We start from the raw sequence: 19,844 nt of genomic DNA, 5'->3' as shown, positions 1-19,844 counted from the left end.
GTGGATCAGAGGTAGATCTGTGCACCGCAGCTCTGGCAGAAGGTCTTCCCAGCGATTCTGACCAGAGTCGGGTGCGGGCATCCAACGGAGGCAACGCGTACGAAGAGGGCTCGGATCATCGGCCACCCCCGATGACTCGCACCATCTCTGGCGACGTGGTGAATTCCCGGCCACCGCCCTCGGGCCGTAGGAAGACCAGATCACGCGGGCGTCTCATCTGGGGCATCGCTGAAGGGTCCACGTAGCCGCATACGAGGGCTCGAACCTCACCTGTGCGTCCGCTGGCCGCGTCGTAAGCGCGCGCGTGCTCTCGGGCGGCACGCTCAAGGAGCGGGTGGGGCTCCTTGGCGCTCCCCCGGTCGCGCCGAGACTCCGGATTGAGCCCCAGCGGCGGAGCCGCTCCCGCACCGGCGTGCCCACCATCCATGCCATGTCTCCTCGTCCGTCGTTCCCACTGGGGTGACAAGAATCCAGAGAACTGGGCGGACTTGAGGTACTCCACGGCATCCATGGGGCACTCTTGGGACATTGCTGGGACAACCCCCGCGCTACCTGGGAAGGGCGCGAGACGGTGTCGAGGGTGGGCAGAATGAGGCTTGCAGACCGGCGTAAAGCTCTGGGCTACAGTCAGGAGACGCTGGCTCACGAGGTCGGCGTGGACCGACGAACCGTTGGCCGTTGGGAGCGGGAAGAGTCGGAGATTCAGCCACCCATCCGTCCAAGGCTGGCCAGCGCGCTGGGCATGAGCCTGAGCGAACTCGATGCTCTGACGACCAAGGCACACGTCCGATCCCCGAATTTGGCTGGGCCGCCACCCAACGGGTGTCCCGCCTCGGAGACCATTGACGACATGATCCGACGCGAATTCCTGCGCGCGATCGCAGTGACAAGTGCCCTGACCGGTCTACCTGCCAATGCGGCAGAGGCGCTTGCCGATGGTGCCAACCGAGCCCAATCGGCCGACTTCCTGCGCATGAACGAACACCTATGGCGGGTTTACCAAGGGGCCCGCTCGAAGAGTTCCGTCCTTCCCGTGGTGCGCGAACAACTCACCTCTTTGAACAGCGCGCTTCGCGACAGGTCCGCCGCAGAGTTCCGTTCGATGTGCAGTGCAGCGGGTGACCTCTTCCAACTGGCCGGTGAGTTGGCGTTCGACGGTAACCGGTACACGGATGCCGCCGCTTCATACGGGCTCGCAGCGTCGGCCAGCAAGGACGCTCGTGAGTACGACTTGTGGGCCTGCGCACTCGTGAGGCACGCGTACGTGGACATGTCCGGGCGGCAGTACCGAGAAGCCAGTGAAGTGCTCTCAGCGGCGGACGGAATTGCCAAGCGTGGTGACAGCTCCTTGGCTACGCGTTATTGGGTGGCCTCGGTGCAGGCAGAGGCATACGCCGGTCTGGGTGACCTGGCAGCGTGTGAGCGCGCTCTGGACACGGCTGAGGAAGTCAGCACCCTCGACGCGGCGGCGCACAATGGCGGCTGGCTCCGCTTCGATGGCTCGCGGCTGGCTGAGGAGCGTGGCGCTCGGTACGTGCAACTTGGTCGTCTCGACCTTGCGGAGTCGGCTCTTATGAACGCCCTGCGGCAGAGTGCTCTGGCGAACGGGCACTCGTACCGCCGCCGTGGGGCAGTCCTCACCGACCTGGCCGCGATCGGTGCCAAGAGGCACGACCCAGATCAGGTCGTCTCGTTCGGGCGGGAGGCCGTGCGGCTGGCCAAGGAGTCCGGCTCCGGCTACGTGACCCGTAGACTCCGAGGACTTCGGGAAGAGTTCAGCCCTCTGGCCAGCCGTGGTGCAATGGCCGAACTGGGAGCTGAAATCGCCGCATTGGGCACCACTTAACGAGAGGGGCTTGCATGTCGCAGAGTGAGGGCGCGCGGCTGTTCCGGGAGGCGTGGATTGCGGGCGTGCGCAAGCACTTTCCTGGCGAACCGAAACCCGGGTACGTGACCCCCTGGGCGGATACTCCCGACTGGGAGCGGGAAGCGGCGGGCGCGGTTTACGAACAGGTACGCCAGTTCCTCAACCTCAGCGGTGGCCACGCCTCCCGCCTCTCCCGCGAACAGAAAGGCCGCTTCGTCGCCACGTGCTGGACGGCCCAGATGTACAAGCACTTCGAGGAACCCAAACCGGGCTACGTAGCCGACTGGCTTGACCTGCCGGAGTGGCAGCGGGAAACCGACTCCGATGTCTTCGAGGCCATCGCGGAGCCCCTGGCTTAGTGGTCGGCTCCGGAAGTCCTTCGGGGGTTGATCGAGCTGCCAGCGCGACGGAGAAGAAGATCTCCACCTGGTTCAGCCAGGAGGCGTGCACAGGGGTGTGGACCAGCACCGTGTTCGGGAACGCAGCGGTCAGCCGGTCTGCGGCTTTCTTGCCGCGGTGGGAGGAGCCATTGTCGACGACCCAGAACACGCGTTTTGCGCTCGTGTACGGTTCCTGGCGCATGACCTGAGCGACGAGGGCCATGAAGGGGTCGATGCCGGTGCGTGCTTCGGTGCGGCCGAACACGCGGGCGTGGTGGACGTCGTAGGCGGCCAAGTAGGCCAGCGCGCCGCCGCGGCCGTAGGTGTGGTTCACTCGCATCGCCCTCGCCTGTCCTGGTGCGAGGGTGGGGTGACAGCGGCAGCGGGCCTGGATGGAGGTCTTCTCATCCGCGCTTATGACGTACTCGTCCGCACCGAGCGGTCTGCCGTTGAAGGTGCGGGCGTAGAGGTGCAGCACGCGCTCGGCCTTGGGGCGGAAGTCAGGGTCGGTGATGAAGATCCAGGAGCGGTGCTGCCAGGGCTTGAGGGTGTCCTGGGCGAGCCAGCGACGCACGGTGGAGGACGACACGAACGTGGTGATGTCTCGCGCCATGGCCTCGCGGGCCAGCTCCAGGCACGACCAATGTGACAGTGGCGCGTCGGCCTCGAAGGGAAGCCGACAGGCCAGGGCCTTGACCTGGGCGACCTGCAAGGCGGTGAAGCGGGGCGGACGGCCGGAGCGCTTGCGGTCGGCCAGCCCAGTGAGTCCCAGCGCAGCGAATCGGTTTCGCCAGGTCCGCACGGTGTCCAGGTGTAATCCGGTCTCACGGGCGATGCGCGCGTTGGAGCGCCCACGCACCGCGTGCAGGACCACTTGAGCCCGCATACGCAGCCGGTGCTCGGTCTTTTGACCGTAGGCCATCATCTTCAGCTGCTCTCGCTCGGCGGGGGTCGGGGCTATCGCACGGGCCCGGGCAACAGCCAAGACAGGCAGGCCAATCTGTAGAAGTGGTTTTTGTGCCGCCCGCATTCTGGGAATTCTGGGAAGGCATGCTTGTCGCATCGCCGGAACCCCGCCGGTTCTTCCGTCACTGGTTGACCCTGAGGATGACCAGGAGGAGCAGGGTGCACTGTGGCTGGTGCGCGCGTCGGCGTGTCCTCCCGGTCATAGCCACGCCCAGGAGGACATGCTGCCGCTGCTCGCCGCCGTTTGCCCGGGACCGCCGAACTTGGAGTACGGGCTGTCAGTCGGTGCGGAAGCCGGCCATCACCGAGGCCGGGTAGCGGCTGCCTGCGGAGCCCTGGGGGAGGACTTCCCGGATACGGGCCAGGTCGGCCTCGGTGAGTTCTGCGTCGGTGGCGCCGACGTTCTCCTCCAGACGTGTGGCGCTGCGGGTGCCCGGGATTGGGACGACGCCCTCGCCCTGGGCGAGCAGCCAGGCCAGGGCGAGCTGGGCGGGGGTGATGCCCTTGGTGGCGGCGAGCTTTCGGAGTTGCTCGGCGGCGCTCAGGTTGTGGACGTAGTTCTCGCGCTGCCAGCGCTCGTCCCAGCGGCGCATGTCGTCCTCGGGATACTCGGCGGCGGGCTTGACCACGCCGGAGAGGAAGCCGCGGCCGAGCGGCGAGTACGGTACCAGGCCGATTCCCAGCTCTCGCAGGACCGGAAGGATCGCGTCCTCTACTTCGCGTTCGAAGATCGAGTACTCGTACTGAAGGGCTGTGACCTGGGTGACGGCGTGGGCGCGGCGGATGTACTGGGGGCCTACGTTACTCAGGCCGAAGTACTGCACCTTGCCTTCGGTGATCAGGTCACCGACAGTGCCGGCGACCTCCTCGGCCGGTACGTCGGGGTCGGAGATGTGCTGGTAGAAGAGGTCGATGCGGTCGGTCTGGAGGTAGCGGAGGCTGTTCTCGGCGACCTTGCGGATGTTCTCGGGGCGGCTGTTGACGCCGCTCCCCGGCGTCTCGCTGGCCATGTCGAAGCCGAACTTGGTGGCCAGGACGACCTCGTCGCGAAAGTTCTTGACTGCGTTGCCGAGCAGCGTCTCGTTGCTGCCGGTGCCTTGGCCGTACACCTCGGCAGTGTCGAAGAAGTCGACTCCGAGTTCGTGGGCGCGGTGAATGGTGGAGGTGCCGTCCTCGTCGTTCGAGGGGCCGTAGGCCATGGACATCCCCATCACGCCCAGTCCGAGCGCGGAGACGCGCAGTCCCTGCTGTCCCAGGGTGCGGTGCTGCATGAGATCGCTCCTCGTGTCATGTCGGCAGTCGACCGACCAAACCAAACTGTTCGGTGTGAACCTACGCCTGTCCGGAGTGCTGCGCAAAACCGAACGGTTCGGTCGCCTATCCTGGACTCATGTCTCGCTCCACCAGCCCTGGCCAGACCTCGGACGCCGCCATCGCGGGCGAGTCCGCCGACTCCACGCGCCGGCGGATCGTCGCCGCAGCCACGGAGGAGTTCGCCCGGCACGGGATCGCCGGCGCCCGCGTGGACCGCATCGCCAAGCAGGCCAGGACGAGCAAGGAACGTGTCTACGCCTACTTCCGCAGCAAGGAAGCCCTTTACGCGCACGTCGCCGAACGCGAGACGACCGCACTCGTCGAGGCGACTCAGCTGGATCCGGCCGACCTGCCCGGTTACGCCGGCATCCTCTTCGACCACTTCGCGGCGCGCCCTGACCACTACCGCCTGATCACGTGGGGCCGCCTGGAACTAGCCGAGTCCGCAGGCAACACCACCAGCCGCCTCCAGGCCACGATCGCCGGCAAGCTCGACAAACTTCGCGACGCTCAGCGCACCGGGCTGCTCGACCCGGTCTGGGACCCGGTCGACATCCTCGCCCTGATCAACCAGATCGCCATGACCTGGGCAGGGCAGCCCGAAATCGCCGCCGCAGCCGCAGACCAGGCCGTGGACCCCTCCATCACCGCCCGCCGCGCCGCACTGGTGACCGCCGTCGAGCGCGTGTTCCCTCGCCCGGACTGAGGCCAACGCCCAAGCCGTTGGGTTTGACGCATACCTCCGGGTGTGTCCGTCGAAGATGACCTGGTGGACGAACGCGCGGGCCGCCGCCGCGGGAGTGATGACGTCGAGCCCGCGGCCAGCCAGACGGTCGGTGATGGCGGTGGCCATACGGATGGCGGTAGCGGCCCTCGTCAACGGCTGTCACACCAAACCAACGACAAACCTACGACTCAGATCACTAGAGGGATTGCGCCTGCCCCGGAGGCAACCGGGTGGCACCGCTCGATCCCGGGCAGCGCCGTGACACGGCACCGATCCGGCCTTCCAGGGGCAATGTGCTGCCCAGCAACGGTTGTTCGGGTACGTTCTGGCCATGTCTCCTTCCACGAGCGCCTTGATCGTCGCTGTGGTCGGGGTCGTCGGCACGCTCGCATCCGGTGTCTTGGCACATCGCAGCGCTCTCCGTTCAAAATCGATGGAACTCGACCACACGGAACGGCAGCGGCGTGAAGATCTGTCGGCGGCGGACCATCGCGAGGCCGTCAACGAACGGAGAGCGTCCTACACGGCGCTCAACCACCACCTGCGGCAGTTTCATCAGGCGCTGTCCAAGCACTACCTGGCGCTCGAGGCGGGGCAGGCCAACCCGCGGACGCAGGACCGGGAAGAGTCCCGCCATAACCTACGCAGCGTGTATGCCGAAGCTCAGATGGTGGTTCCGGACGATGTGCTCGCCGCCGGGGGCAACCTCGTCCATCAGCTCCACCGCATTCACATCCTGCTTACGCAGCATGAGCAGCAGGCAGCCGCAGATGAGTCGCTGGGCGACGTCAAACAGAGACTGGAACGCGCCTCGGAGTGCTTGTACGAGGTAAGGCAGACGATGCGGCGGGACCTCGGTATCACCGAGCTGCCAATCAACCGGCCTGACGGATACGGCGACACGTGAGCGGTTTCCCGCACAGCAAAGGGCATTCCACACGCGACGGAGAAACCATGACCGCACCCCTGTGGATCAGATCCAGCTACTGCGACTCAGCAGGATTGGATTGCGTCGAAGTCGCCTCCTGCGACACCCCAGCGCCCTTGGTATGGGTGCGGGACACCAAGTCTCCGCGAGACCCACTACTCGCGGTTGCCCCACAGGCGTGGTCGGAGTTCGTCAGCGACATAGCCAGATTGTCGAACACCAGCTCTTGGCTGCCACGCAGCACATGAGAGGCCGGCCCCGGCGGGACGGGCGTCCCCTGCCCGATCGGCGTGGCGCCCGCTGAGGGGTGAGCGGGGGTCATTCTCGGTAGACGTAATCGGGGTCGTCCGCCGCCGCATAGGCGAATGACCAGAAGTCCGAGTGCCCGATGGCCAGGTTCACGTGCATCAGATTGACCAGCGTGGGCAGCAGGCGGAACTCGGCTCTGAGCTCTACCTCGTCTTCCTCCTCCTCTTCGTCGACGTCGTCCAGCTGGCTCCCGGTCGCCACCGCGAGCAGGGTGTGCTCTCCCCTCATCGTGGCGGCATCGGCCAGGAACACGACTTCGAGCCGCGGTTGGCCGGCCAAGGCGGACAGCACCACCTCATCCGGGCTCGCCCCGGCGAACGCGCGGTCGTCGACCAGGTGGGTGCGCACCTCGAACTCGCCGTCGGGCTGGTTGAGCAGGTCGACAACCGCCCGCCACGCTTTGTCGTCCGAGTGATCCGTGCGTACGACAACGGCTTCGGCCTCGGAGTCGTGATCCGTACGGTCGATGGTCGGTCGCGTTGTGACCGGATCCGGGGGGAGGCGCACGCCGTGCCACGCCCAGACGGCGAATCCGTCGGGGTAGGCGATGGCGGGGCCGGTCTCGCAGTGCAGTCGGCCTTGGCCGTCGCGGTGCAGCACGGTGGGGCGCTCGGTGAGGATGACGGCGTTTTCGAAGGGCCACCACCGCCCCGCCGACCGCGCGACGCGCATGACGCCGGCGAGTCGGTCGGCCTCCGTGATGGAGCAGTGGGCACGGAAGTAGTCGAATTCCGCGAGCCGTTCGGCGTCGTGCTGGCCGCCTACGGACCGGTGGACGTGGGCCCCGAGCTGTTCCCGGATCTGGGTCCAGACCCGGCCCCCGACCTCGTCCCGGACCTTTTGCCCGTGGAGTCGCTCATGGATCCGATGCCAGAGCTCGTCCTCGATCCGAGCCCGGATCTCGCGCCTGGCCCGGGCCTCGAACTCGGACCAGAGCTGATCCCGGACCTGATCCCGGACCTGATCTCCGGCTTCGGTCCCGAGCCGGCCCCGGATTCGGGCCGGGGCCTGCGTCTCGATCTGTTCCCGGACCTGGGCCCAGGCCTGATCTTGAGCAGCCGGAGCGTGGGCGGGGGCCGCCGTGCCGGTCAGTATCGAGGCCCCGATGGCTCCGGCCATGGGCGAGTCGAGCCAGATGAACATCGTCGGAGGCTCCAGGCCTGCCGCGCGGTAGGCGTCGGCCACACCCGCCTCGGCCTCGGGGCGGTCGGCGGGACCGGTCGCGAGGCCATGGGTCAGCCATTCGTCCCGGACTCCGTCCAGGGCATGGATCTGCGTGTCGGTGAGCTCGTGGATCTTCAGGGGTCTGTCCTGTTTCGGGTAGGCGGCCGGTAAGGCTGGTCTGCGGCGCCCACCACCCCCGCCACCCTCCCGGCCGGTGCAGGCCGACGCGGGGTGATCCGTTTGAGAACGCCTCTGGAAACGAGGACGAAGCCTTCCGCGATCCGGTTGCCGGCCAGTCCGGCACCGGCACCGGCAACGGCACCCGCGCGACCGCGGCCGATCCCCGGGAGCGGACATCGGGTCTCGCGGCCCGTACGCGATCGACAGCGGACCCGAGCCCGGGAGTCAGTCCTCTTCGGCGCTCTCCGCGCGGGAGAGGGCGACTTCGAGGACGACCAGCAGCGCGTCCCGGACCGAGCCCCTCTCCCGCGCGTCGAAGACGATCAGCGGTACGTGCTCGGAGACGTCCAGCGCCCACCGCACCTGGTCGAGGTCGTGCTGGATCTCTCCGTCGAACGCGTTGACGGCGACGGCGAACGGGATGTCCTTGTGCTCGAAGTAGTCCACCGCCGCGTAACAGTCGTCCAGGCGGCGGGTGTCCACGATCACCAGGCCGCCGAGGGCGCCCTCGGTCACGTCGTCCCACATGAAGCCGAACCGGTCCTGGCCGGGGGTCCCGAACAGATAGAGCTTCAGGGTCGGGGAGATCGTGATGCAGCCGAAGTCCAAGGCGACCGTGGTGGTGGTCTTGCCGGGGGTGTGCGTGAGATCGTCCACGCCCGCCGCGACCTCCGTGATCGCGGCCTCGGTGGTCAGCGGCCGGATCTCGGAAATCGAGCCCACAGCCGTGGTCTTGCCGACCCCGAAGCCACCGGCGACAACCAGCTTGACCGGTAGCGGCGGCTGTTCAACCGCTGTCCCGGAGTGAGCCCCGTGAGTCGGGGACGGCACGGAGACCATCGATAACCCTTCGCAGTACGGAGGTGTCCTGGGCTGTCCTGGCGTTCGGCACGTGTACCGCCAGCTGTCCGGCGGTGCGCAGGTCGTCGGCCAGCACCCGGACCACGTTGAGGTGCAGCCGCAGCCGGGCGGCCAGTTCCGCCACCGACTGCGGACGCCGGCAGGCGGCGACGATGTCGTGCTGTTCGAAGGTGAGCGAGGTCAGGGCGGAGAGCCCGGCCTCAGTCGTCACGATCTGGGTCTCGACCGGGAGCGGTGTCGCCGCGCCGCTTCCCGAGACCCGGCCGGCGGTCAGCAGGAACGGCCGGATCGCGGGAGCGCGGCCGACCGGCTCCGGCGAGCCCTCCGCGCTTTCCCCCGCACTGCCAGCCGCCTCGTGCGGTTCTGGTTCACCGGCGGCCATCACGATCCCCTCCTGAGTGCCTGTACCCGTCTCTCCGTGTCGAGGGAGGGGTCAGCCGGCGGGGGCGGCGCCGGCGCTCTTCTTGAGCTCCAGCACCAACTGGGGGGTGAGCGCTGCTCCGGCCCGGTTGGCGAAGAGGGTCATCTCGTAGGCGATGTTGCCCAGCTTCGCCTCCTTCGAGGTCACCGCGCCGAGGACGGCACCGCAGCCGATGGCCGACACCAGCACATGGCCGCCCTCCAGGTCGATGATGACCTTGTTGAGGCTGCCGAGGCCGTAGTTGCCGGAGGCGCCGGCGGCGAGGCTGGTGATGCCGGAGACGATCGCGGCGAGCCGCTCGGAGGCGTCCTGCTCGCGCGGCTGGGAGACGGCGATCAGCAGGCCGTCGGAGGACACCGCGATGGCGTCGACGACACCGGCGGTCTGGGTGGCGAACCGGTCGAGCAGCCAGGTGAAGTCGGCCACGGCGGCCCGCAGGTCGGTGGTCTCTGCCCGCTCGGAACTGCTGTTACCTGTCGGCGTGCTCACTGCCCGGCTCCTTCGGATTGCTGGTGTCGCGGTGGTGCTGCTTCCGTGGGGGGAGTGGCGCTGTCGTGCTCTGCCTTGCGTACGGCGGCTTCGAACTCGTCGAGTTCCGAGCGGACCGCGTCGGCGTCGACCGGCTGGCGTACGTCCGGAATGCCCCGGTCGGGCGGTGGGGTGGTCATGGGGAGTGTCGCTCCTCGTACCCGTCGCCGCAGCGGCCTGGGGGCCTGTGCGGCGGGCGGCTGATCGGCGGCGGTGGTTCGCTCCGCGTCGTCGGCTGCGGTCGTCGGCTCCGCGCTCCTGCGGGCCGGGACGCGCCGGGGGAGGCCGCCGTCGGTTGACGGGGCCGCCGGACGCCGCTCGGGCGCGGTGCGGGAGGCCGGTGCGGGCACGGGCTCGGCGGCGACCGGCACGGGCTCGGCGGTTACCGGCACGGGCGGGGGTGTGGATCCGGCGGCCGGCGGCGGAGCGGGCTCCGGCCCGGAGCCCGGCCCGGAGCCCGTGGGGAGTTCCGGGACGACCTCGGCCGTACCCGTGGCCGTACCCGTGGTCGTGGTCGTGGCCGGGGCCGACGCCGTGCCCGTGGGGTCCATGGGGCTCATGGACAGCAGGAGGGCGGAGGGAACCCAGACGGTGCCGGTGACCCCGCCGCCCGGCGTCCGGCTCAGAGCGACCCGGATGCCCCAGCGCCGGGCGAGGCTTCCGACCACGAAGAGGCCGAGCACCTTGGTCGGTACGAGGTCGAGCCGCTCCCGGCGGACCAGTCGGGCGTTCTCCTCGGCGAGGCGATCCGCGCTCATGCCGAGACCGTGGTCGATGACCTCGATCAGCGCGCCGCCTTCCGAGGTGACGTCGGTACCGGGCCGGACGACCACCTCGACGGGTGTGTGGGACGGGGAGAACGTGACCGCGTTCTCCAGCAGTTCGGCGAGCATCAGCGTCAGGTCGCCGATGATGTCGGGCGCGACGGTGAGGTCCGCCTCGGAGCGCAGGGATACCCGCTGATAGGCCTCGATCTGGCTGAGACCGGCCCGCAGGACGTTGGCCAGGGTGGTCGGCCGGGCCTCCATCTCGGTCTCCCGGATTCCGGCGAGCAGCATCAGGCTGTCGGCGTTGCGCTGGAGACGCACGGCGATGTGGTCGATGCGGTAGAGCCGCTCCAGGACCTCGGGGTCGGTTTCCTCGCGTTCGACGGCGTCGATCAGCATCAGCTGACTCGACGTGAGGTTGCTGACGCGGCGCCCGACGTTGCCGAACATCTCGGCGACGTTGCGGCGGCTCAGCACCTGCCGCTCCAGCAGCGCGGCTGCGGTGACCTGCACCTGGTTGAACGCCTCGGCCAGGTCGCCCACCTCGTCGCGGACCGGGACGGGGATCGGCCGCGGCCGTAGCGGGGTGCTGTCCGCCGACTCGTCCTCCCCGACCCGGGCGAGTTCCTCGCCCGTCACGTCGACCACCTGCTGGGCTGCGCCGGTCAGGGCCGTGAGGGGACGTACGACCGAGCGCCGGACCAGGACGGAGAAGGTCAGCCAGGAGGCGAAGCCGAGCAGCGCGAGGCCGAGCAGGGCCAGGGCCTTCTCCAGGGCGCTCTCGGAGAGTTCGTCGGCTCGGGCGGCGGTCTGCTCGATCAGGGACTCGGTGATGTCGAGGCGGGCCTCGGCCTGCCGTGTTCCGGCGGCCATCGCCTTGCGCAGGTCTTGCGGCGACTGGTTGACCAGGGAGCTCGGATCGATCTGGAGCTCCGCGTACTGGGCGTCGATGCCGTTCTCCTCGGCATTGCGCTCGATGCCGTTCATGGCCAGGACCTGCTTGGGGGTGCCGATTCTGCCGAAACGCTCCGCCTGGTGCCTGTAGACCGCGTGGGCGCCGACCGCGCGGGTGTACTCGGTGAGGGAGTTGGCGTCCTTGGTCTGCGCGGAGAACACCGCGCTCTCGAAGGCCGCGTGGGCGGCGTCGGCGCGCAGTACCGTTTCGAGCAGGCTGGTGACCGAGGACGTCTCGGTGCCGGAGAAGCGGTCGAGTCCGACGCCGTCGATCAGGTATTCCACCGCGGCGGCGTAGGCGGGATTGATGCCGGCCGCGGGGACGGAGCCCCGTTCGACCTTGTCGCGCAGTACGGCAAGGCCCTGGATGTACTCCAGTGCCTGCTTCTCGTCCTTCGCCAGGTTCGATCCGAACGCGGAACGCACGGCGGTGACCTGCTTGTCGGTGCCCCGCTGTGCGTGGCGGTAGGCGGTGGTCGAGGGCAGGGCGGCTCCCGGCCGGGTCGACTCGTGCTCCACGGACAGCACGAGCGCCTGGCGCTGTTCGGCCTGGATGTCGTTGATCAGTCGTGTGACCTGCTCGTTGTCGCGCACCAACTCCGCGATCCGGCCGGCGTCCCGCGCCTGGCCCACTTCGCTGTTGACGCTGAGGCCCAGGAGCACGCCGACGGCCACGATGGGCACGATCACCAGGACGTTGAGTTTCCGCCGGAACGGCCATCGGTCGAGGAAGGCTCCCGCCCTCTGGCGGAACCGCGGTTTCAGCGGTGCACGCCCGGACGCGTCACGTTCCCGGGGCGGGTCCACGGTGTCCACAGACACCCCTGACCTCCTTCCATGTGCTTCGAACGATGACCGAGGTGCCGTTGTTGCCGACCGCCGACGACCGGGAGTGGAGCGTGACGTTCTCATAACTCAAGCCCGGATACGAGCGAAAAGATCGCGCCACACATCCGGGAGCCGTGAACACTACCGTTTGGACGCGTACATGCAAGACCGAACTCGATTCAGGCCACAAAGTCTGCACGGTTTGTAGCTTTTTCGTTCATCGGTAGCGCTCATCGTCCCGCCGAACGCGGGCAGTTGCCTGTCCCGCGATCCGCGCGGATACCTCGCGTGACGTCGCCTTCGTCCCTGGCAGCGGGCGGTACACATCCGGAGGGGGCTGCCTGCCGAGCGGTCCGCGCCCGTACTCTGTCTCCCCTCCGCCCCCACCCGTCTGTATCCTCTCTTGCCTCGCGAGGAGATCTGTGTACCCCACCCGCAAGGCGGTCGCGATAGCCGCCGCGCTCCTGACCGTGGCCACCGCCGCCGGCTGCGAATCCGACACCGCCGCGTCCGACAAGAGGCCCGCCAAGCCCGGGTGCCCCACCGCCCTTGCCAAGGCCAAGGAGTCCGTGAAGAGGGCCGAAGACGTCGACGCCCCCTGGACCGGGCCCACCTCGGGGCCCAAGGCTGTCCGGAACAAGAGCATCGTCTTCATCTCCCAGACCCTGAGCAATCCGGGCCCCACCGGGGTCGCCCAGGGCGTCCAGGAAGCCTCCAAGGTCGTCGGATGGAAGGCCCGCACCCTGAACGGCAAGGGCACCCCCGCCGGTTACCGGGCCGCCTTCGACAAGGCCCTCAAACTCAAGCCGGACGGCATCGTCGCCGCCGCATTCGACCCCAAAACCGCCTCCGCGCAGGTCAAGAAGGCCAAGAAGCTCGGCATCCCGGTGATCGGCTGGCACGCCATCCCGGACCCCGGCCCCAGCAGACAACCGGAGCTCTTCAGCAACATCACCTCCAGGGTGGAGGATGTCGCGAGCATCAGCGCCGACTGGATCATCGCCCGCTCCAAGGGCCGCGCGGGCGTCGTGCTGTTCACCGACGCCACGGCACCGTTCGCCAAGCACAAGTCCGACCTGATCAAGAAGCGGCTCGCCACCTGCTCCGACGTGAAGCTGCTGAGCTACAAGAACCTCCCCATCCCCAAAGCCAACTCCCGCTCCACCAAGGAAGTCCGCGCCCTGCTCTCCCGCTTCGGCGACAAGTGGACCTACTCGGCCGCCATCAACGACCTGTACTTCGGCCATGCCGCCCCCGCGCTGCGCGCCGCGGGCAAGGAGGGCACCAGCGCCCCCTTCAACATCGGCGCCGGTGACGGTGACCCGTCGGCCTTCGAGCGCGTCAACGGCAAGCAGTTCCAGGCAGCCACCGTGCCCGAGCCTCTCTCCGAGCAGGGCTGGCAGATCGTCGACGAGTTCAACCGCGCCTTCACCGACCGGCCGGCCAGTGGATACGTCGCTCCCGTCCACATTTCGACCGCCGCCAACAGCGGCGGCGCGCTGTCCTGGGACTCCGAGGGCTACCGTCAGGCTTACCGCGAGATCTGGGCCGACTGACGGGCTCCCGCCGACTGACGGGCTCCCTCGCCAAGGCCGTCCACCGCTGACACGCCCGCACCGGGTGTGAACGCCGAGCGCGGATCCTGGGCCCCGCGCGCGCCGGGGCGCCGTGCCCGGACCCGGGGGTGCCGCGCGTGCCGCGCCCGTGCCGGGTGGATGTGTCCGGCGGGTGCGGGGCGGGTGTCCGGACGGCGCCGGGCGTGCGCCGGGACAAGGCCCGGGACGAGGGCCGCGCGGCGGAGCCGCCCCGGGCCGCGCGGCGCTCTGACCTGGAGCGGCGCCATGGGCTTCTTCCCTTTTCCGCCGAAATTGTTAAGCTCGTGGTTTCGCCCACCTGTGAAGGCGCAGCCTTCTTGGTAGGGCGTTTCCTGCATTTGCTGTTGATTCCCAGTACCGACGAGGAGCACCTGTGACCCAGACCAGCGACAACGTCACCTGGCTGACCCAGGAGGCGTATCACCAGCTCAAGGCCGAGCTGGAGTACCTGTCGGGTCCTGCACGTACCGAGATCTCCAAGAAGATCGAGGCGGCTCGTGAAGAGGGCGACCTCCGCGAGAACGGCGGGTACCACGCGGCCAAGGAGGAGCAGGGCAAGCAGGAGCTGCGGATCCGCCAGCTCCAGCAGCTCTTGGAGAACGCCAAGGTCGGTGAGGCCCCGGCGGACGACGGTGTGGTGGAACCCGGCATGGTCGTCACGATCGCCTTCGACGGCGACGAGGACGACACCATCACCTTCCTTCTGGCATCGCGCGAGTACGCCAGCGCGGAGGTCGAGACCTACTCCCCGCAGTCACCGCTGGGCTCCGGCGTGATGGGCAAGAAGGTCGGCCAGGACGCGGAGTACGAGCTGCCGAACGGCAAGATGGCGGCCGTACGGATCCTCCAGGCCAAGCCTTACCGGGGCTGAACGCCCGGGAAAGTGCCGCGGCGTGCCGTCGTTCGTCCGCGGCTGTTCCTCCAAGCTCTTCGAGCAGGGAGGTGCCCCCAGGCTGGTCGCGCGGTTCCCCGCGCCCCTTCGGACGCAACTTCGGCCACAGGCTCCACGGCGGGCGGCCCGCGCTCCGGCGCGGGCCGCCCGCCGTTCTCGGCCGCGGGCCGGTGCACGCGGAGTACACCGGCGCAGCACCTGAACGACACCCGCACAGCATTGGATGTACAGGGCAAACTGTTCGGCTTGGCTCCGACCCGAGGGATCACCGCTCGCACCGGAGGAACCGCACATGCCCACGCCACACGCTCAGCGTCTCTCCCGCACCACTCGCCGCAGGCTGGCTTGGGGCACCGCCGCCGTCCTGGTCGCGGGGGTCGCCGTGCCGACCTTCGCGTACGCCGGCCCCGGGGGCGGGCAGGACCTCGCGACGGCCAAGAGCGGCCACCGTGCCAAGAACGTCATCGTGCTCATCGGCGACGGCATGGGCGACTCGGAGATCACGCTCGCCCGGGACTACACCGCGGGCGCCAACGGCCGGCTGAACATGGACAGATTCCCCGCCACCGGCGCCTACACCACCTACGCGGTCGACGAGAAGGGCAAGCCCGACTACGTCACCGACTCGGCGGCCAGCGGCACCGGCTGGGCCACCGGGTACAAGACGGTGAATGGACGCATCTCCAAGACCCACACCGGCACCGGCAAGCCGAAGCCGACCATGCTGGAGCTGGCCAAGAAGAAGGGGCTGGCCACCGGCGACGTCACCACGGCCGAGCTGACCGACGCCACGCCCGCCGTGCAGAACGCGCACGTCACCGATCGTGACTGTCAGGGCCCCGAGGACATGAAGACGTGCCCGGAGGACACGCTCGGCAAGGGCGGCGAGGGCTCCATCGCCGAGCAGACCGTCACCACCGGCGCGGACGTCCTCATGGGCGGCGGCAAGGCCCGCTTCGACCAGAAGATCAGCGAGGGCCGGTACAAGGGCAAGACCGTCACCGAGCAGGCCGAGCAGGCCGGCTACCGGCTGGTGACGGACAAGAAGGGGCTCGCCTCGGCGCGGCCGGACCAGCCGCTGCTCGGGCTGTTCGCGCCCGAGACGGTGCCGGTCGAGTGGACCGGCAAGAAGGCCGCCAAGGGCGGTACCGACCCCCAGCGCTGCACCACCAGCAACCCCGAACGCCCCGCCACCACGCCTGCTCTGGCCCAGCAGACCAGCAAGGCCATCGACCTGCTGGAGGCCAAGCAGCGGGCGAAGAAGTCCGGCAAGGGCTTCTTCCTCCAGGTCGAGGGCGCCTCGATCGACAAGCAGGACCACGCGGCGGACCCCTGCGGGCAGATCGGGGAGACGGCGGCGTTCGACCGCGCGGTGAAGGTCGCCCAGGACTACGCCAAGAAGCACCCCGACACGCTCGTGGTGACCACCGCCGATCACGGGCACGCCAGCCAGATCGTGCCCGTCGACGCGAAGCCGGCGGGGCGGTCCTCGACGCTCGTCACCGACGAGGGGCAGCCGCTCCAGGTCAGCTACTCCAACAACGACCCCGCCGAGGACCAGGAGCACACGGGGACGCAGGTCCGCATAGCCGGCATGGGGCCCGCCTCCGACCGGGTCAGGGGCGTCACCGACCAGACCGACCTCTTCGGGACGGTGACCGGGGCCCTGCGGCTGCGCTGAGCTCCCCTTTTCGTGCTCAAGCGCCGGACGGGCTCGAATTGAGCCCGTCCGGGAGGTGCCCCCGGCGCGACGCCTGAGCGTGAGCGCTCAGACCGTCGCCGACCGGTACTTGCGTACCGCGAGCGTGCGGAACACCAAGACGATCGCCACGGACCAGATCAGCGAGGCCAGCGCCGGGTGCTGCATCGGCCAGGCGTCGGGGACGGGGTAGTGGGGCGGGAGGTTGCCGAACAGGTCGCGGCAGGCGACCACCGTCGCGCTGAAGGGGTTCCATTCCGCGACGTGCTGCAAGAACGCCGGCATGTTCTGCGAGGGCACGAACGCGACGGAGATGAACGTCAGCGGGAACAGCCAGATCAGCCCGCCGGAGGTGGCCGCCTCGGGCGTCCGTACCGTCAGCCCGATCAGCGCGCCGATCCACGTGAAGGCGTATCCGAGCAGCAACAGCAGCCCGAAGCCGGCCAGCGCGTTGAGGATGCCGTCGTGCGCCCGCCAGCCGACGATCGCGGCGACGATGGCGAGGACGACCAGTGTCAGCGCCGTCTGCACGAGGTCGGCGAGCGTGCGCCCCGTCAGGACCGCGCCCCGGGTCATGGGCAGGGACCTGAAGCGGTCGATGAGGCCCTTGTGCATGTCCTCCGCGATGCCCGCGCCCGCACCCGCCGTGGCGAAGGTGACGGTCTGCGCGAAGATGCCCGCCATCAGGAACTGGCGATAGGCCCCGGCGTCGGTGCCCGCTCCGGGGACCTTGATCGAGCCGCCGAAGACGTAGCTGAACAGCACCACGAACATGATCGGCTGGATGAGGCCGAAGATGACGACCTCGGGGATGCGCACCATGCGGATGAGGTTGCGCTTGGCCATCACCAGGGAGTCGGTGACGGACTGGGCGAAGCCGCCGCGACCGCTGGGGGCCGCGCTCGTCGGCGCTGGTCTGGTGGTGGCGCTCACTTCGCTGTCTCCGCGGTGTCGGTGTCGGCGTCGTCCTTGGCGGTCTCGGACTTCGACTTGGGCTCGTCCTCGGCCGCGTGGCCCGTCAGGGAGATGAAGACGTCGTCGAGGGTGGGGCGGCGCAGGCCGATGTCGTCGATCTCGATGCCCCGGGTGTCCAGCTCCCTGATGACCTCGGCCAGCAGCTTGGCGCCGCCGGCGACGGGGACGGTCAGCTTGCGGGTGTGCTCCTCGACGGTGCAGCCCCCCTGCGCCGTCCCGTGCAGGCCGTGGCGATCGAGGATCTCGCGGGCCGCGCCGATGTGCTCGCGCTCGTGGACGACGACCTCGATGCGCTCGCCGCCCGTCTGGGCCTTGAGCTGGTCGGAGGTGCCGCGCGCGATGACCTTGCCGTGGTCGACGACCGCGATGTCGTGCGCGAGGCGGTCGGCCTCCTCCAGATACTGGGTGGTCAGCAGCAACGTCGTGCCACCGGCGACCAGTTCCTCGATGACCTCCCACAGCTGCTGCCTGTTGCGCGGGTCCAGGCCGGTGGTGGGCTCGTCCATGAACATCACGGGCGGGCTGACCACCAGCGCGGCGGCGAGGTCGAGGCGGCGGCGCATGCCGCCCGAGTACGTCTTGGCCGTACGGTCGGCCGCGTCGGCGAGGTTGAAGCGCTCCAGCAGCTCGCCCGCGCGCTTCTTCGCGTCGCGCGCGGACATCTGGTAGAGCTGGCCGACCATCTGGAGATTCTCACGGCCCGTCAGATACTCGTCCACGGCGGCGAATTGGCCGGACAGGCCGATGGACCGGCGCACCTCCGTGGGGTTCTTGAGCACGTCGATCCCCGCGACGACGGCCCGGCCGCTGTCGGGCTGGAGGAGCGTGGTCAGTACCCGGACCGCAGTGGTCTTGCCCGCGCCGTTCGGCCCCAGCAGGCCCAGCACGGTGCTTTCGGGAACGTCGAGATCGACGCCGTCCAGAGCCGTGACGTCGCCGAAGGTCTTCACCAGACCCTCGGCGTAAATGGCACCTGGCATTGGTGGACTCCCAAAGGTATGGCGAGTGAATGCTACGAAAATGCTAGATCTGCCGGACAGTTCCGGCATGTACAGGAGGCGACGGGCCTCGGGGCCCGGCGTCAAGCAGTATGAGGTGACGCGATGTATCGCGTCAAGAGATACGCGATAGCTCGCGTTATTGCAGGGCTCTGATCAGCGGACTCGTCCGTTCAGCGGCTACGTCAGCTCATGACCCGGTAGCCCGCCGCGCGCAGTGACGAGGCGACCTCGACGCAGTGCTCGGGCCCCTTCGTCTCCAGGTGCAACTCCACCTCCACCTCGTCGAGCCCGAGCCGGGGATCGGTCCGGACATGGCTCACGTCCAAGACGTTAGCGTCGGCCACTGACAACTCGCCCATCAGTGCGGCGAGCGCGCCCGGCCGGTCGGAGAGCCGCAGCCGCAGCGACAGATAGCGCCCGGCCGCCGCCATTCCGTGCCGCAGCGTCCGCTGGAGCACCAGTGGATCGACGTTCCCCCCGGACAGCACCGCCGCCACCGGACCCCGGAACGCGCCGGGCTCCGAAAGCAGCGCGGCCACCGGACTCGCACCGGCCGGCTCCACCACCAGCTTCGCCCGCTCAAGACACAGCAACAGCGCGCTGGAGAGGGCGTCTTCGGACACCGTACGGACCTCGTCCACAAGAGCGCGAGTGATTTCGAACGGGATGTCCCCGGGGAGGCCCACCTTGATCCCGTCGGCCATCGTCGAGACCGAGTCCAGCGCCACCGGCTTCCCGGCCGCCAGCGACGGGGGATACGCCGCGGCGCCCTCGGCCTGCACGCCCACCAGCCGGATGTCGGGGCGCAGCGCCTTGACCGCGACCGCGATCCCCGCGATCAGCCCGCCACCGCCCATGCCCACCACGATCGTGCGCACCTCGGGGCACTGTTCCAGCAGCTCCAGCCCCACCGTGCCCTGGCCCGCCACCACGTCGGCGTGGTCGAAGGGGTGGATGAACACGGCGCCCGTGGCCCGCGCGTACTCCCGCGCGGCCTGCAGCGTCTCGTCGACGACCTGGCCGTGCATCCGCACGCGTGCCCCGTACTCCTGGGTGGCCGCCACCTTGGGCAGCGGGGCGCCGACCGGCATGAAGACCGTCGAGGCCACGCCAAGCAAGGTGGCCGCCAGCGCGACGCCCTGCGCGTGGTTGCCCGCGCTCGCCGCCACCACCCCGCGCCGCCGCTCCTCGTGCGAGAGCCCCGCGATGCGCACATAGGCGCCGCGCAGCTTGAACGAGCCGGTGCGCTGGAGGTTTTCGCACTTGAGATGCACGGGCGCGCCCACCAGCGAGGACAGGTGACGGCTGCCCTCCAGCGCGGTCGTACGGGCGACGCCCGAGAGCGTCTTGTGCGCGAGACGTACATCGTCCAAGGAGACCGGGAGTGACGCCGCGGTGTCTCCCGTTGTGCTGGTGACCATGCCGCCAGTCTCGCAGCAGCCGCGGGGACCCCGCCGGACGAGTAAGGCCCGTACCCCGGTACCACCG

18 protein-coding genes and 1 pseudogene are annotated in these 19,844 nt (G+C 69.0%); 9 read left to right on the top strand and 10 right to left on the bottom strand.

Translation table 11 applies throughout. The features are described 5' to 3' along the window. Positions 1-589 precede the first annotated feature (589 nt). Positions 590-1,846, top strand: coding sequence for a helix-turn-helix domain-containing protein (locus OHB04_RS15790; RefSeq protein WP_326688328.1), 1,257 nt, complete (start codon positions 590-592; stop codon positions 1,844-1,846). A gap of 14 nt (positions 1,847-1,860) precedes the next feature. Further along, complete coding sequence (locus OHB04_RS15785; protein ID WP_326807664.1) at positions 1,861-2,226, top strand: hypothetical protein; 366 nt, start codon at positions 1,861-1,863, stop codon at positions 2,224-2,226. 55 nt (positions 2,227-2,281) lie between these two features. Here the strand turns inward: OHB04_RS15785 and OHB04_RS15780 are convergent. Both OHB04_RS15780 and OHB04_RS15775 read right to left on the bottom strand, forming a co-directional pair. Next, positions 2,282-3,133 (bottom strand): annotated as a pseudogene (locus tag OHB04_RS15780) (IS630 family transposase); the annotation flags it as partial. 358 nt (positions 3,134-3,491) lie between these two features. Then, a complete protein-coding gene (locus OHB04_RS15775) occupies positions 3,492-4,484 on the bottom strand; it encodes an aldo/keto reductase (RefSeq protein ID WP_326807663.1) in 993 nt (330 codons plus the stop codon). 119 nt (positions 4,485-4,603) lie between these two features. On the opposite strand from OHB04_RS15775, the gene OHB04_RS15770 reads away from it, so the two are divergent. The 3 genes from OHB04_RS15770 (at position 4,604) to OHB04_RS15760 (ending at position 6,430) form a co-directional block, all read left to right on the top strand. Further along, the gene (locus tag OHB04_RS15770) at positions 4,604-5,233 is read left to right on the top strand and encodes a TetR family transcriptional regulator (RefSeq protein WP_326688325.1); all 630 of its coding nucleotides are present in this window, start codon (positions 4,604-4,606) and stop codon (positions 5,231-5,233) included. 352 nt (positions 5,234-5,585) lie between these two features. Then, positions 5,586-6,161, top strand: a complete 576-nt coding sequence (locus OHB04_RS15765) for a hypothetical protein (RefSeq protein ID WP_326688324.1) — start codon at positions 5,586-5,588, stop codon at positions 6,159-6,161. A 47-nt stretch (positions 6,162-6,208) separates the two neighbouring features. After that, entirely contained in the window at positions 6,209-6,430 is a 222-nt protein-coding gene (locus tag OHB04_RS15760; RefSeq protein WP_326688323.1) for a DUF397 domain-containing protein, read from the top strand. A gap of 70 nt (positions 6,431-6,500) precedes the next feature. Here the strand turns inward: OHB04_RS15760 and OHB04_RS15755 are convergent, their stop codons facing one another. The 5 genes from OHB04_RS15755 to OHB04_RS15735 form a co-directional block, all read right to left on the bottom strand. Continuing rightward, positions 6,501-7,634, bottom strand: a complete 1,134-nt coding sequence (locus OHB04_RS15755) for a DUF6924 domain-containing protein (RefSeq protein WP_326807662.1) — start codon at positions 7,632-7,634, stop codon at positions 6,501-6,503. Positions 7,635-8,060: 426 nt separating this feature from the next. Continuing rightward, the gene (locus tag OHB04_RS15750; protein WP_326688321.1) at positions 8,061-8,675 is read right to left on the bottom strand and encodes a GTP-binding protein; all 615 of its coding nucleotides are present in this window, start codon (positions 8,673-8,675) and stop codon (positions 8,061-8,063) included. After that, complete coding sequence (locus OHB04_RS15745; RefSeq protein ID WP_326692756.1) at positions 8,623-9,078, bottom strand: DUF742 domain-containing protein; 456 nt, start codon at positions 9,076-9,078, stop codon at positions 8,623-8,625. Before OHB04_RS15745 ends, OHB04_RS15750 begins: the two co-directional genes overlap by 53 nt. Positions 9,079-9,129: 51 nt before the next feature. Next, positions 9,130-9,606, bottom strand: a complete 477-nt coding sequence (locus OHB04_RS15740) for a roadblock/LC7 domain-containing protein (protein ID WP_326688320.1) — start codon at positions 9,604-9,606, stop codon at positions 9,130-9,132. Further along, positions 9,603-12,188 carry a sensor histidine kinase gene (locus tag OHB04_RS15735; RefSeq protein ID WP_326807661.1) on the bottom strand — a complete coding sequence of 862 codons (2,586 nt, stop codon included), beginning with the start codon at positions 12,186-12,188 and terminating at the stop codon, positions 9,603-9,605. The genes OHB04_RS15740 and OHB04_RS15735 overlap by 4 nt, the downstream gene beginning before the upstream one ends. A gap of 428 nt (positions 12,189-12,616) precedes the next feature. On the opposite strand from OHB04_RS15735, the gene OHB04_RS15730 reads away from it, so the two are divergent. The 4 genes from OHB04_RS15730 (at position 12,617) to OHB04_RS15715 (ending at position 16,362) form a co-directional block, all read left to right on the top strand. Continuing rightward, a complete protein-coding gene (locus OHB04_RS15730) occupies positions 12,617-13,750 on the top strand; it encodes a substrate-binding domain-containing protein (protein WP_326688318.1) in 1,134 nt (377 codons plus the stop codon). 203 nt (positions 13,751-13,953) lie between these two features. After that, entirely contained in the window at positions 13,954-14,166 is a 213-nt protein-coding gene (locus OHB04_RS15725; protein WP_326688317.1) for a hypothetical protein, read from the top strand. Continuing rightward, positions 14,163-14,660 carry a transcription elongation factor GreA gene (greA, locus tag OHB04_RS15720; protein WP_326688316.1) on the top strand — a complete coding sequence of 166 codons (498 nt, stop codon included), beginning with the start codon at positions 14,163-14,165 and terminating at the stop codon, positions 14,658-14,660. Before OHB04_RS15725 ends, greA begins: the two co-directional genes overlap by 4 nt. A gap of 313 nt (positions 14,661-14,973) precedes the next feature. Beyond that, the gene (locus tag OHB04_RS15715) at positions 14,974-16,362 is read left to right on the top strand and encodes an alkaline phosphatase (protein ID WP_326807660.1); all 1,389 of its coding nucleotides are present in this window, start codon (positions 14,974-14,976) and stop codon (positions 16,360-16,362) included. Between the two features lie 87 nt (positions 16,363-16,449). On the opposite strand, the gene OHB04_RS15710 is transcribed toward OHB04_RS15715, so the two are convergent. The 3 genes from OHB04_RS15710 to ilvA all read right to left on the bottom strand — a co-directional run bounded on the left by OHB04_RS15710 (position 16,450) and on the right by ilvA (position 19,777). Further along, positions 16,450-17,313, bottom strand: coding sequence for an ABC transporter permease (locus OHB04_RS15710; RefSeq protein ID WP_326688314.1), 864 nt, complete (start codon positions 17,311-17,313; stop codon positions 16,450-16,452). Further along, entirely contained in the window at positions 17,310-18,335 is a 1,026-nt protein-coding gene (locus tag OHB04_RS15705; RefSeq protein ID WP_326807659.1) for an ATP-binding cassette domain-containing protein, read from the bottom strand. Before OHB04_RS15705 ends, OHB04_RS15710 begins: the two co-directional genes overlap by 4 nt. Positions 18,336-18,538: 203 nt before the next feature. Beyond that, positions 18,539-19,777, bottom strand: a complete 1,239-nt coding sequence (gene ilvA, locus OHB04_RS15700) for a threonine ammonia-lyase (protein ID WP_326807658.1) — start codon at positions 19,775-19,777, stop codon at positions 18,539-18,541. Positions 19,778-19,844: the final 67 nt, after the last annotated feature.

It is taken from the genome of Streptomyces sp. NBC_01775 (assembly GCF_035917675.1).
Classification (GTDB): domain Bacteria; phylum Actinomycetota; class Actinomycetes; order Streptomycetales; family Streptomycetaceae; genus Streptomyces.
The sequence above is the reverse complement of the archived record's forward strand: the minus strand, read 5'-3'. Positions and strand labels throughout refer to the sequence as shown.